Annotated in this window: 15 protein-coding genes; 13 read left to right on the plus strand and 2 right to left on the minus strand. The window is 39.4% G+C overall.

What is annotated here, in order from left to right; genetic code table 11:
• From AC1DUW_RS12970 to AC1DUW_RS13030, 13 genes are all read left to right on the plus strand, one after another.
• The coding region (locus AC1DUW_RS12970; protein ID WP_477642693.1) for a hypothetical protein at positions 1-284 on the plus strand (284 nt) is incomplete at its 5' end.
• Between the two features lie 259 nt (positions 285-543).
• Entirely contained in the window at positions 544-2,079 is a 1,536-nt protein-coding gene (gene nikA / locus AC1DUW_RS12975; RefSeq protein ID WP_477642694.1) for a nickel ABC transporter substrate-binding protein, read from the plus strand.
• Positions 2,080-3,024, plus strand: a complete 945-nt coding sequence (nikB, locus tag AC1DUW_RS12980; RefSeq protein ID WP_477642695.1) for a nickel ABC transporter permease — start codon at positions 2,080-2,082, stop codon at positions 3,022-3,024.
• A 62-nt stretch (positions 3,025-3,086) separates the two neighbouring features.
• Positions 3,087-3,863, plus strand: a complete 777-nt coding sequence (nikC, locus tag AC1DUW_RS12985; RefSeq protein ID WP_236695023.1) for a nickel transporter permease — start codon at positions 3,087-3,089, stop codon at positions 3,861-3,863.
• Complete coding sequence (locus AC1DUW_RS12990) at positions 3,860-4,660, plus strand: ABC transporter ATP-binding protein (protein ID WP_477642696.1); 801 nt, start codon at positions 3,860-3,862, stop codon at positions 4,658-4,660. Before nikC ends, AC1DUW_RS12990 begins: the two co-directional genes overlap by 4 nt.
• Positions 4,657-5,421: an ABC transporter ATP-binding protein gene (locus AC1DUW_RS12995; RefSeq protein ID WP_477642697.1), complete on the plus strand. Its 765-nt coding sequence runs from the start codon at positions 4,657-4,659 to the stop codon at positions 5,419-5,421. The genes AC1DUW_RS12990 and AC1DUW_RS12995 overlap by 4 nt, the downstream gene beginning before the upstream one ends.
• A gap of 100 nt (positions 5,422-5,521) precedes the next feature.
• Positions 5,522-6,823 (plus strand): MATE family efflux transporter, encoded by a 1,302-nt coding sequence (locus tag AC1DUW_RS13000; protein ID WP_477642698.1) that lies wholly within the window; start codon positions 5,522-5,524, stop codon positions 6,821-6,823.
• 13 nt (positions 6,824-6,836) lie between these two features.
• The gene (locus tag AC1DUW_RS13005; RefSeq protein WP_477642699.1) at positions 6,837-7,658 is read left to right on the plus strand and encodes a nicotianamine synthase family protein; all 822 of its coding nucleotides are present in this window, start codon (positions 6,837-6,839) and stop codon (positions 7,656-7,658) included.
• Between the two features lie 481 nt (positions 7,659-8,139).
• Positions 8,140-9,039 (plus strand): ABC transporter ATP-binding protein, encoded by a 900-nt coding sequence (locus AC1DUW_RS13010; protein ID WP_053347474.1) that lies wholly within the window; start codon positions 8,140-8,142, stop codon positions 9,037-9,039.
• Positions 9,032-10,282 carry an ABC transporter permease gene (locus AC1DUW_RS13015; protein ID WP_477642700.1) on the plus strand — a complete coding sequence of 417 codons (1,251 nt, stop codon included), beginning with the start codon at positions 9,032-9,034 and terminating at the stop codon, positions 10,280-10,282. The genes AC1DUW_RS13010 and AC1DUW_RS13015 overlap by 8 nt, the downstream gene beginning before the upstream one ends.
• A 352-nt stretch (positions 10,283-10,634) precedes the next feature.
• Positions 10,635-11,039 carry a DoxX family protein gene (locus AC1DUW_RS13020; RefSeq protein ID WP_053347472.1) on the plus strand — a complete coding sequence of 135 codons (405 nt, stop codon included), beginning with the start codon at positions 10,635-10,637 and terminating at the stop codon, positions 11,037-11,039.
• 7 nt (positions 11,040-11,046) lie between these two features.
• Complete coding sequence (locus AC1DUW_RS13025; RefSeq protein ID WP_477642702.1) at positions 11,047-11,892, plus strand: VOC family protein; 846 nt, start codon at positions 11,047-11,049, stop codon at positions 11,890-11,892.
• Positions 11,893-11,943: 51 nt separating this feature from the next.
• The gene (locus AC1DUW_RS13030; protein WP_053347471.1) at positions 11,944-12,630 is read left to right on the plus strand and encodes an FMN-dependent NADH-azoreductase; all 687 of its coding nucleotides are present in this window, start codon (positions 11,944-11,946) and stop codon (positions 12,628-12,630) included.
• Positions 12,631-12,749: 119 nt separating this feature from the next.
• Here the strand turns inward: AC1DUW_RS13030 and AC1DUW_RS13035 are convergent, their stop codons facing one another.
• The gene (locus tag AC1DUW_RS13035) at positions 12,750-12,935 is read right to left on the minus strand and encodes a hypothetical protein (RefSeq protein WP_477642701.1); all 186 of its coding nucleotides are present in this window, start codon (positions 12,933-12,935) and stop codon (positions 12,750-12,752) included.
• An 84-nt stretch (positions 12,936-13,019) separates the two neighbouring features.
• Positions 13,020-13,106, minus strand: coding sequence for an IS3 family transposase (locus AC1DUW_RS13040; protein WP_477642703.1), 87 nt, complete (start codon positions 13,104-13,106; stop codon positions 13,020-13,022).
• Positions 13,107-13,125 lie beyond the last annotated feature (19 nt).

Genomic DNA, 13,125 nt, shown 5'->3' on the forward strand with positions numbered 1-13,125 from the left:
GTAGTACTTTAACTCGTGAGTTTAGCGCAGTTACTCGTGAATTTGGTACTTTTACTCGTGAATTTGGTACTTTTACTCGAGAGTTTAGCGCAGTTACTCGAGAGTTTGGCACTTTTACTCGAGAGTTTGGCGCAGTTACTCGAGAGTTTGGCGCAGTTACTTGTGAGTTTGGTACTTTAACTCGTGAGTTTAGCGCAGTTACTCGTGAGTTTGGCACTTTTACTCGTGAATTTGGCGCCTTTACTCGTGAATTGAGTGCATTTACTCATGGGTTCGTACTTTAACTCGAGTTTAGTCCTCTTCGCGTAAGTTTGGAGAAAGGAGAAGCAGGAAAGAAGGTAGAAGATTATCCAATCCATACATAGTAAGGAACCTATAAACAAGGGACAATTTGAATGATTTCTGATTGGGGAAATCTCTCACTAGTAATATCAAGAAATTATTTCCTGTCAAATCATGATAGTAAAACTGCGATATAAATCGTAATCAATACGATTTTCGACATCTGATATAAACCTAAAAATATTTATGGAGGATTATCTTATGTTCAGGAAATACAAATCATTATTTATTCTATTTCTAGCAGTCTTTTTCTTTCTTTTGGTAGCATGTTCTTCCGAGACTGCAAAAGAACAAGAGAAAAAGAAAAAAGAAGTGAATTTACTTTTTAATTTTGCCACTAGCTCGCTTGATCCTAATGTTGATACAAGTTATGTGTCACTTCGTGCAGGAATTACTGAAACTTTGGTACATCTCAATGATAAGGACTTGACTATTGAGCCTTGGCTGGCTGAAAGCTGGAATAGTAAAGATGGACAATTATGGGAGTTAAATCTAAGGGAGGGAGTGACGTTTCAGAATGGAAAACCTATGGATGGCGAGGCAGTAAAGGCATCTTTAGAGAGGGCGATGAAAGATAGTCTAGCGATTAAGAATGCCTTGCGCATTGATTCGATAGAAGCAAAAGGAAATACTTTAATGATTAAAACAGAAGTTCCCTTTCCGGAGTTCCCATCTGAATTGGTTCATCCAAACACATCGATTCTTGACGTAACGGAAAGTGACTTTATAAACAAACCAATTGGGACAGGCCCTTTTGCCGTGTCGAAATTCACACCAGGAACTGCAGTGGATCTTAAGCGGTACGATTCTTACTGGGCTGGAGCCGCGAAACTGGAGAAAGCCAGATTTTCGTTTAATGAAGATGCCAACGCGCGCTCTCTTGCACTTGAATCAGGAGATGCTGATATTGTCTTCCGTCCAGAAGTTGAAAGCCTAGCAAATTTAGAAGCTATAGATGGGGTAACTGTGGAGTCCACATCTACTTTCCGTGTACATCAAATGACGATGAACTTAGAACGGAAAGCGCTGCAAGATATACACGTTCGTAAGGCTATAGATGCTTTGATAGATCGTTCATCCATTGCGGATACGATTTTACAAGGTCATGCAGAAGTTGCCACAGGACCTTTTCCATCTACGTTCTCATTTGCTCCAGACTATCCAAAAAAAGAGAACGGAATGGAAGCGGCTAGAGAATATCTTGAAAAAGCAGGATATAAGAAAGTACATGATGTTATGCAAAAAGACGGCAAACCGCTTTCGTTTACGCTTCTTACTTACAGTTCACGTGCCGATTTACCGTTAATCGCTCAAGTATTTCAATCGGATGCTGCGCAGCTAGGAATTGATGTGAAAATCAAACAGATTGAAATCCCGGAAGAGTATATGGCTGCCAATCGGGATTGGGATTTAACAACGTACAGTAATTTAACGGCACCGCGCGGAGATGCCGGTTACTATTTAAATGCAACGTATCATCCAAATGGCGCCTTAAACTTCAGTGGTGCGGATGACGATCACTTGACGGCACTTATTGACAAGTTAAACGTAACGGTTGGGCAGAAAAAACGTTCAGATTTAGCTGAAGAAATTGCGATGTATGTGGATGAACAAGTATATAACTCATTTATTTTACATCCCAACACACTTGTTGCATATAACTCCAATAAAGTTGAAAACTGGATCACTTCGCGAAGTGAATACTACATGCTGACGAATGAACTGGATGTGAAGTAAATGTTCCGCATTCTAGGCAGGCGATTTATCGAGGTTGTGATTTTTATCCTTGTTACTACATTTATCAGCTTTCTTTTTGTGCGGCTCGCTCCAGGTGATCCGGTACTATCAATTCTTCAAGTGGATGATGTATCGATCACAAACGAGCAAGTCTATGAGCTTCGTGAAGAATTGGGATTCAACGATCCGTTGCTTGTGCAGTATGGCCATTGGTTTGCGGACTTTGTTCAATTAGATTTCGGAAATTCCTATATTACGAATCAGCCTGTGATGAAAATGATTTTAAGCGGTCTGCCAGCGACACTTGAACTGTCAATGGGTGCTTTACTTGTCATGCTTAGTATAGCCATTCCTTTAGGATCGCTTGCTGCTTTATATAGAGGCAGTTGGATTGACCAGATAAGTCGTGGAGTCTCATTATTAGGCGCAGCTATCCCTAGCTTTTGGCTGGGACTACTTTTGATTGATTTATTCGCGGTGAGATGGGGGGTATTTCCAACAATGGGAAGGGACGGATTCATTTCAATGGTCTTGCCGTCGGTTACTTTGGGCCTTGCCATTACAAGTGTATACGTCCGCTTACTGCGTTCGAGCTTGATTGACTCGCTTAGTCATGAATTTATCAGAGCCGCCCGGTCAAGGGGGATTTCAGAAATACGTATCTTCTTTGCCCACGCATTTCGCTATAGTTTACCGCCGGTCATAACTGTATTCGGCGTTAGCCTTGGCAGCTTGATCGGCGGGGTCGTCGTGGTTGAAGTGATTTTTGCCTATCCTGGTATTGGGAAGATGGTCGTTGACTCCATTCGGTCTCGTGATTACCCAGTCATCCAAGGATACATTTTAATTATGGCTATTATTGTATTTATGGTAAATAGCGCAGTGGATTTAACTTACCGATATTTGAATCCTGAGCTAAGACTAAAGGAAAGGAATAATAGTTGATGGAATTAGTGTTCAGAAAACAAATCAAAAGACGATGGAAAGCTGCCGCTATTTATACAACGATGGCTTTTGTGTTTGCTGTTGCAGCGTACACCTTTCTTGGCCTGAAACATGATCCGCTACTAGTTAATCTGGCTGAAAGATTATTGCCAGCAAGCCTAGAACATCCGCTCGGCACGGACCACTTAGGGCGTGACGTATTAACGCGTCTGCTGCTTGGTACAAAGCTGACCGTTGGCTATGGGCTCTTATCCTTATTAGTTGCTGTTATAATCGGCGTCCCGTTTGGGGTGATTTCTGGATTCAAAGGAGGTCTGATCGATCGAATTTTCATGCGTATTGCAGATGCTTTTTTATCGTTTCCAGATACGATCGTAGCTATTGTGTTGAGTGGTCTATTAGGTCCGGGAATTGAGAACCTGCTGTTGGCCATTGTTGTAGTGAAATGGGTGAACTATGCTCGGCTTGTGCGCAGTACGGTGATTACTGAGCGTCAGAAAGATTATGTGACGGTAGCTAAAATTAATGGAGTTAGTTCCTTCCGAATTATGCGAAAACATCTATTTCCGCACCTTATTGGGAATGTACTCGTACTGGCAAGTCTCGATTTAGGGAAAATCATCTTACTCATATCTTCCCTGTCTTATATTGGACTCGGTGCGCAGCCTCCAGCACCAGAATGGGGAGCAATGCTCAATGACGCCCGTCCTTACTTTCAATCCAATCTGTTTCTGATGATTTATCCCGGACTTGCTATTGGATTTGTCGTTCTTTTATCAAACTTATTCGGTGATTATTTGCGTGATAAATTTGATGTGAAAAAGGAGGTGGAATCGTGAGTATTTTAACCGTTAATCATCTATCTGTTATAGGAAAACAAAATAGGATTGTCAAAGATATTTCGTTAGACATCCATAAAGGAGAGTGGTTCGCACTTGTTGGTCAAAGTGGTAGCGGCAAAAGCATGACAGCAATGGCAATCGGACAGTTGCTAGCGCCAAATCTCCAAGCAAAGGGAGAAATATGGTATCAAGAAAAGAATTTATTAACGCTGTCTTCCTCTGAAATGCGGAAAATTCGCGGAAAGCACCTAGCTTATATTTTTCAAGATTACCAAGGTTCATTTACTCCGTTTCTTACCATTGGACAACACTTCGAGGAGTATCAGCGGACGCACCTTAAACTGTCTAAAAAAGCAAGACGGCAGCAAGCTGTGGAAGCGCTTATTTCCGTTGGCCTTTATGAAGATATCTATAGAAGATATCCGTTTCAATTAAGCGGGGGGCAGCTTCAACGTGTGTCCATTTCGATAGCACTGCTGCTTAAACCAGATATATTGATAGCAGATGAACCGACTACTGCTTTGGACAGTGTATCTTCTTTTAAGGTTTTGCAATTGTTATCCCGGTTGCAAGTAGAAACCGGCTGTGCAATTTTGTTCATTACCCATGATTTGCGTCATGTGAAGAAATATGCGAACCGAATTGCTGTTATGAAAGAAGGAGTAATCATAGAAACCGGTGATAAAAATCAGGTGCTGAATCATCCGCAGCACGCTTATACAGATAAACTGATTCAATCATCGCCATCACTTAGAAGCAGGAGTTCATTAACACTTGAAGGAGTGTCAGGATGAGTTTATTAGAAGTGAAAAATGTCCATAAAACGTACGATAACGGTGTGGAAGTTCTTAAAAACGTGAATTTTAGCATGGAGAGGAAAGAGTGCCTAGGTTTAGTAGGAGAGAGTGGGTGCGGGAAGAGCACGCTTGCTCGCTGCATTTTACAGATTGAATCTATTAATAAAGGTATAATCATGTTCGAGGGGACGCCTCTGCAAAACAAAAGCGAGCGCAATTTAAAGCCGTACCGAAAAAACATCCAAGCGGTTTTACAAAACCCTGCTTCAGCGTTGAATCCAAAACTAAGGATAAAAGATTCGCTAATAGATCCTTACCTGCAATACAGCAGTCAAGCTAAGATGAAACAATTTCAGTATACAAGTGAAGAAAACTTTGTCGCACAGCTATTAGAAGCTGTAGAACTTCCAACGGGGCTTGCTGAACGATTTCCGCATGAACTAAGTGGAGGACAGAAGCAGCGAGTGACCATTGCACGCGCTATTAGTATTGAACCAGCGCTTATAATTTTAGACGAACCGGCTTCAAGTCTTGATGTGCTATCACAAGCAGCCGTATTGCGTTTGTTAGATGAACTACGAGTGACGTTGGATATTTCATATCTTTTTATTTCTCATGACCTGGCGGCTGTGCATGAGATGAGTCAAAAAATCATGGTGATGAAAGAGGGTGTCATTGTTGATTCATTCGAGAGGGAAAACCTCTTTTCTATGGACCGTCATTCATACACACAAGAATTATTAACCATGTTTGAATGATGAAGAACATCAGGAAAACCGCTCTATCTGTTTAAAATATAAATCGTAATGATTTTGATTAACGACAGATAAGGATTTGAACCATAAGGGGGGAAATGCGGTGAATCACAGATCATATCTAGCCTTAGCCATTCCTTTGACCATTTCGACGATAACGACACCTCTAATAGGTGCGGTGGACACGGCAGTAGTGGGTCAGTTACCCAATCCGGCTTATTTGGGAGGTGTAGCTGTAGGTACGATTATTTTTAATACCATGTATTGGCTGTTCGGCTTTTTGCGAGTGAGTACATCTGGATTTGCTGCACAAGCACTTGGTGCAAAGAATGAACAACAAGGAATGTTAGCCTTTATCAGGCCGTTATTAATAGCGATTGCGGTAGGAATATTTTTTATACTGCTTCAAGGTCCGATTGAACATATTTCATTAACCTTGATAAACCCGGACACTGACGTTCACTTATATGCCTCTGAATACTTCAGCATTCGAATCTGGGGAATTCCATTTACTTTAATGAATTACGTTATCTTAGGGTGGCTAATGGGAATGTCCAAAATCAAGGTTTCGTTAGTGCTACAAGTGTTTATGAACCTCATGAATATTGTTCTGGATTTGTTGTTTGTCCATGTTTTCGCATGGGGTGTATCTGGAGTAGCTATAGCGACTCTTCTATCAGAGGTAACAGCCTTTTTCATTGGGCTATTTATTATTTGGAAAGCGACGCCCTATCGAATTAAAATGCCTCCCATTAAAGAGATGATTGACCCATTATCTTTTAAAAAAATGATGGCGGTGAATCGAGACTTATTTATCAGAACGCTCTGTTTGCTAACTGTTTTTAATATCTTTACGGCAAAGGGCGCGTCATATGGAACGGAGATATTGGCAGCCAATGCCGTCCTTATTCAAATTCACTATATAATGGCTTACTTCTTTGACGGGTTCGCAAATGCCTCTAGCATTCTTGTTGGAAAAGCCATTGGTTCGAAGGATAAGCACTTGTATAAGAAGACCCTTATGTTGTCCTGGCAATGGGGGGGCCTATCCTCTCTAATGATTGCTGCCAGTTACTATCTATTTAGTGATTACATCATTTCACTATTTACACGCATACCTAGTGTCATTGATTTGGCAAATGATTATGGAATCTGGCTTATTTTGTTTCCTCTTTCGGCAAGTGTAGGCATCGTTTTCTACGGTGTTTTTACAGGGGCTACAGAAGCTGCGCCTATTCGGAACTCAATGATTTACTCCTTAATTGTTTTTTTAATAACCTTATATATCTTTGTGCCTTCGTTTCAAAACCATGCGTTATGGTTGGCCTTTACTGTATTTAGCTTAGGGCGTTCAGTATTTTTAGCACTGTATATACCACAGTTAAGTCATAAATTATTTCCTTAGAGGAGTGTTAGACATGAAGACAATCGAATTAGCTAGAAAACAAGAAAAAATCATTAATACATATACAGAAACATATAAAATCTTACTAGCAGAACAAGATTTATCACCAAATAATGAGATAATTAATCACGTTTTATCTGAACTAGTTTCCATTCTTTCTAAACCAATAGATCATTCCATAGCAGAAGATATTCTTAACGATAAGGAGATTAAATCAATTAGGGGAACCATGCTTGAAAAGCTGACGATTGCCGAAACCTTAATGGAGGATTACTATGCCAAATTATTTATTGGCAAGGTGAATTCCTTAGATGACTTTCGTTCATTTATTTATTGGGAAAACTACAAAGAACTGATCAAAACAGAAATACATGAACTAAAAAAAGTAAAAAATGATTTTCATTCGTTCGCATTTATTGGAGCGGGTCCTTTACCTTTAAGCCCTTTACTGCTTAAACAAGAATTGGGTTCAAAAATGACCTGTCTCGATATTGATAAGCAGGCTTATACATATGGCCAGGGTTTCATACAAGATTTAGATATTGATAGGAACTCAAGCTATATTTTAAAAGATGGTGCTCTACATGATTATAGTGGATATGATCTTATCTGGATTGCCAGCCTTGTTCCTAATAAAGAGGATATTTTAAAACAAATATTTGAGACGAATCCAAAGGCTATAGTGGCCATTAGATCGGTGGATGGCATACATCAATTATTATATGAACAAGTCGATGCAACAAAGTTTCACAAAGTGGCATGTGAAGAAGTCGGCAGAACTATTGCAGATTCTTTCATCATTAATTCAACAATATTATACACATACAAACAGTAAAACCCATCAAACGAGTTGCTTCGGCAATTCGTTTTTTTATATGAGTAAGTTATTAAACTAAAAGGTTCGGGAGGGAGTAGTTACCCCAGCAGGTGTGAACAGCCAATTAGGATAAGAATAAGGCACTCCTGCATGACTAGTTTATTTTGATTTGCGAGTAATACTTGAATTGAGAGTCTATTATATATCGATGTGAAAATCGCCTTTGCATTTCCATGAAGTCATTATCATTGGCCTAATCTGTAGCAAGAAGAGGAAAGGAATTTTTTTCTTAAGATTCGTAGAAAAAAACGGGAAGTGTCCAAAGGTTGTCTATGTGGCAGTCGTTTGGGGTTAAATATTGGAACTTTATTTGTGGAAATTTGCATATAATTACAAACGGAATGGTGGCGGAGAGATGTTCTTGCTCCTCTAAGGTAGTTGTAATTGGAAAAGTTTTCTATTAATATGGAATATGAATAATGTCATAGGAGGTTGTACATTGGCTTTACAAATCAAAGAAATCACAAAGAAATTTGGAGATTTCACAGCTGTTAATAATCTAAATTTCACTATCCCCGAGAAAGAAATGTTTGGTTTTTTAGGAGGGAATGGTGCAGGGAAAACAACCACGTTTCGTATGATACTTGGCTTGCTTGACCCAACCGAAGGAGAAATAGTTTGGGATGGCAAGAAAATCGATTATACGACCAGTTCATTAATTGGTTACCTTCCTGAGGAACGCGGACTATATCCAAAGCTGAAGGTGCGCGATCAGATTGTATATTTAGCTAGATTAAGAGGCATGAGAAAAGGAGATGCATTGAAAGAGTTAGAATATTGGCTTGATCGTTTTATGGTGCCAGAGTACATCGATAAGCGTGTTGAAGAGCTTTCAAAGGGAAATCAGCAAAAAATTCAGTTGATTGCTTCCATGATTCATAAACCGGAATTGCTTATTCTTGACGAACCCTTTAGCGGACTAGATCCTGTTAATGTGGAAATGCTGAAGAAGGCGGTCATCGACTTGAGGGACAGCGGCACGACGATTGTTTTCTCAAGTCATCGTATGGAGCATGTTGAAGAGATGTGTGAGCATCTTTGCATTATGCATAAAGGATCCCCCGTAGTGGCTGGGAAATTGAAAGAAATTAAGCGTTCTTTTGGAAAAAAGAATGTATCAATTAAAGCTGATTTTGATTTATCTTTCTTGGATGCTTATCCTGGTGTAACAAAAGTTAAGGACACGATGGAAGGGAAAATTCTTCAAGTCACTGGTGAAGATGTAGCTGAGAGTATGATTCGTGATCTTGTTCCAAAAGGGTTCGTTCGAAAATTCGAATTGGAAGAACCATCGCTGACGGATATTTTCATTGAAAAAGTAGGTGCAGTCTATGAATAAATTTTGGATTGTTCTGTCCCATACATATCTATCAAAATTAAAAACGAAATCCTTTATCATTTCTACAGTCATTATGATGGCATTGATTCTTGTTCTTACAAATATTTCGAAGTTTATTGATACATTCGATAGTGATGATCAGGAAAAGGTTGCCGTTATCGATCTGACTGAAGGTAGTTTATTTGATTCTTATAAGACTGCGGTAGCAGGTGTGAACGATGAGCTCTCGATAATATCCGCCCAAGATGAAAAGGAAGCGGATGAAATGGTTAACGTAGAAGAAATCGTTGGGTATCTGTTAATCGAAAAGGATGACAGCCTAGGTTTTAAGGGAACGTATAAAGCGAATCAAATTTCAGATTCAATGGTAAGTAATGATTTGCTTCTCGCACTTACCCAACTGAAAAGCCAAATCACAGCGAATGAATTGAAATTGACAGAGCAGCAAATCACTCAATTAAATACGCCGCCAGCCTTTGAAACGATTGCACTTCAGGAAAATGCAAAAACAGAAGAAGACCTCAATCAAGCCCGTGGTCTCGTGTATGTGCTTTTATTCGTTATTTACTTCGGTGTGTTGATGTATGCAACGATGATTGCAATGGAAGTAGCCACTGAAAAAACATCAAGGGTCATGGAAATCCTGATTTCAAGTGTCCCGCCAGTCACGCAGATGTTTGCCAAAATAATGGGGGTAGCTTTGCTTAGTCTTACACAAATGATTTTATTTTTTGGATTGGGTTATTTATCAATTAAGCAAAACTTGACAGGCATGAATGAAGGATTTTTCGCATTTTTTGGTTTCGGCAGCATCAATATCTCAACGATCATTTATGCGATCATCTTTGCATTGCTTGGTTATCTTCTGTACGCGACACTTGCGGCTTGTCTTGGGTCCGTTGTCAGCAAAATTGAAGATGTCCAGCAAATGATTTCACCGATGACCATGCTTGTTGTCATTGCCTTTATGATTGCGATGTTTGGACTAGGGAATCCTTCAGCTAGTTATATTACCATTACATCATTCATTCCATTTTTCACTCCAATGATTATGTTTTTGCGTGTAGGAATGCTTGATGTCCCTTTCTGGGAAATCGCAATAAGCATTGCTGTATTGATTTTAACAATTATTTTACTTGGTATTATCGGAGCGAAAATCTATCGTGGTGGAGTCCTGATGTATGGAAGCTCAAAATCACTAAAAAGCATCAAAAATGCATTGCAATTATCAAAGAAAAATTAACCTTAAAACCTGGATCCCTCACTTTTTTTTGAGGTATTCAGGTTTTTTTATTTYTTTCATGATTTATGAGTTCAGCTCCTAAAAACCCTTATGACTTTTTCTAAGGAATAAGTTTATTTACTTCTACTATTCCTTCCTTCATATGTACTGACACTTATTAACTCCAATAAGATCCCAACTAATTCAGCTGTTCTAGACAAGATAGTCCTTCGAAATTCATTCGATATATTGAAAGATACATAGGGGGATTTGTTAAGTTTAATGTAAGTCTATTAAACTTACTTGACAATATAAGCTTATTAAAATATAATTACTTACATAAAGTAACCAACAAAAAAGGAGAATAAATAACATGAATAGAAATGAAGCTGGTCAAGTTTTTTTACGGATAATTTTAGGTCTTACTTTTTTCATTCACGGAGTTTCAAAGTTTCAAGGTGGAATAGGTAACACGGCAGGCTTCTTTGATAGCCTCGGAATTCCTGGGTTCATGGCTTATGTGGTAGCATTTATCGAATTAGTCGGAGGTCTTGCAGTAATAGTTGGCTTTGGAACACGAATCGTTTCTATCTTGTTTGTCGTTATTATGCTGGGTGCCATTTTCACGGCTAAATTACCTGCTGGATTTCTTGGCAATGGACAAATGGCAGGATACGAGCTGGACTTAGCACTGCTTGCTATGTCCGTTTATCTAGCATGTGCAAATCGCTCGCTTTTTTCTTTAGATAATAAACTCTTTAATAAAGAAGGGAAGTAACAATATGATGGGGGAATTTCATCAAAAGCCCGTTACGTTTGTTAGGGAAGTTAGTATTAATGTCATGCATTTGGATAATGCCATCAGGTTTTATCAAGATATCATAGGTCTCCAATTATTGAAAAAAACGGATCGTAAAGCTGTTTTAACAACAGATGGTAAAACCCCGTTGCTTACGCTTGAGCAGCCCGCTGATGTAATTCCAAAAGAAGGAAGAACAACAGGCTTATATCACTTTGCTCTTTTGCTACCAACCCGTGCTGACTTGTCGATCTTTTTACGTCATTTACTTCAAATAGAATACCGGTTTGGAGCTTCGGATCATGATGTAAGTGAAGCGCTGTACATTACTGATCCGGATGGAAATGGCATTGAAGTCTACTGGGACCGTCCATCTTCTGACTGGAAATGGTCAAATGGAGAAGTTGCGATGGGAACGGACCCGTTAGATGGAAACAGCCTTCTGGCAGAAAGTGACGCCGAGTGGAACGGACTGCCTGCTGGTACGTTAATGGGACACATTCATTTACATGTAGCGGATCTACGAAAAACAGAAGAGTTTTACATGTTGGGTCTTGGGTTTACTATTGTGAATCGATTTGGAGGGGCTCTCTTTACTTCAACCGGCGGATATCATCATCATATCGGATTAAACACATGGAATGGCGTTGGCGCTCCTGCTCCAAAGAAAAACAGTGTAGGGCTCAACTGGTATTCACTTGTTTTTGCAGATGAAGTAGCGAGAAACAAAGTGATTGAAAACCTAAACAAAATTGGTGCTGAAGCTACAAAAGAAGACGGTTTTTATGTCATCACAGATCCGTCAGGAAATGAGATTCATTTAGTTATCTAAAGCCTTTAGGGTTGGAACTATAGTATATTCAGAAAGCATTGGTGAGAAAAAATGGGATTTTTCAGTAAGTTATTTGGAAATAAAGATACAAGTGCAGAGGAGAATAAAAAAATGACAAAAGTATTATTTATCAAAGCAAACGATCGTCCAGCAGACCAGGCAATTAGCTCAAAAATGTATGATACATTTGTAAAAACTTATAAAGAAGCGAATGGTACGGATGAAGTGATTGAGTTAGATTTATTTAAAGAAGAGCTACCGTACTATGGTAATACAGCGATAACTGGGATGTATAAACGAAACCAAGGTTTTGAACTGACACCTGAAGAAGAAAAAGCAGCTAGTTTAGTTGATCAATATTTAAATCAATTCCTTGCTGTGGATAAAGTAGTATTTGCTTTTCCTTTATGGAATTCAACGGTACCTGCTCCGCTAATCACGTACCTTTCTTATTTGGCTCAAGCTGGAAAAATGTTTAATTATACAGCGGAAGGTCCTGTTGGATATGCTGGTGATAAAAAAGTCATGCTTTTAAACGCTCGTGGCTCAGATTATTCCGTAGAAGGAATGGCTTCTGCTGAAATGGCTGTAAACTTAGTGAAAACCATCATTAGCCTATGGGGCATCAAAAATCCAGAAGAAGTGGTTATTGAAGGACATAATCAGTATCCTGATCGCACACAAAAAATCATCGCGGATGGTTTGGAAAACGTTGCAAAAGCAGCTGAAACATTCTGATTGTGAAATGAAAAGAATAGCAGGCAAAGGAAGGCCCTCCATATCAATCGGAGGCCTTCAGACTGTAGACAAATTCGTAGAAAGCGAGTTTGCCTGCAGTTTTTTTATTGAAAAACGTTTCAGTTGATTTCAGAAATCCGCTCCCTTTCCGCCGACTGTCTGCCAAGCCTCCTCGCCGCAAGCGTCTGTGGGGTCTCGGCTAGCCAGTTATTCGGCAGGAGTGTCGCAAATTTCTTCCATCCATTGAGRATTCCGTAAAGCAGARTTAAACCATTTTTTAAAATCACGGTTCGGGATGTGACCATTCCAAACTCCCTTTTGTCGATAAACAAAAGGCCCKCCATATTTGGAGTGACCCCTGTCAAATAGACAGAAATAAAAAAGACCAATTAAGCAGCCTGAGTTCTATATTGATATGGACTCAGGTTGTTTAATTTTTTCTGGAAGCGATGATGGTTATAGAATCGAATATACATACTTACAGCACCTCTAACC

Source organism: Peribacillus sp. P4_C12 (genome assembly GCF_056402095.1).

Bases quoted from the DNA above. Each gene is read 5' to 3' on its own strand.
- nikC (WP_236695023.1), top strand. From the start codon at position 3,087: ATGGCTTTTGTGTTTGCTGTTGCAGCGTACACCTTTCTTGGCCTGAAA.
- AC1DUW_RS13025 (WP_477642702.1), top strand. From the start codon at position 11,047: ATGGGGGAATTTCATCAAAAGCCCGTTACGTTTGTTAGGGAAGTTAGT.
- AC1DUW_RS13020 (WP_053347472.1), top strand. From the start codon at position 10,635: ATGAATAGAAATGAAGCTGGTCAAGTTTTTTTACGGATAATTTTAGGT.
- AC1DUW_RS13015 (WP_477642700.1), top strand. From the start codon at position 9,032: ATGAATAAATTTTGGATTGTTCTGTCCCATACATATCTATCAAAATTA.
- AC1DUW_RS13030 (WP_053347471.1), top strand. From the start codon at position 11,944: ATGGGATTTTTCAGTAAGTTATTTGGAAATAAAGATACAAGTGCAGAG.
- nikA (WP_477642694.1), top strand. From the start codon at position 544: ATGTTCAGGAAATACAAATCATTATTTATTCTATTTCTAGCAGTCTTT.
- nikB (WP_477642695.1), top strand. From the start codon at position 2,080: ATGTTCCGCATTCTAGGCAGGCGATTTATCGAGGTTGTGATTTTTATC.
- AC1DUW_RS13040 (WP_477642703.1), bottom strand. From the start codon at position 13,106: ATGTATATTCGATTCTATAACCATCATCGCTTCCAGAAAAAATTAAAC.
- AC1DUW_RS13005 (WP_477642699.1), top strand. From the start codon at position 6,837: ATGAAGACAATCGAATTAGCTAGAAAACAAGAAAAAATCATTAATACA.
- AC1DUW_RS12995 (WP_477642697.1), top strand. From the start codon at position 4,657: ATGAGTTTATTAGAAGTGAAAAATGTCCATAAAACGTACGATAACGGT.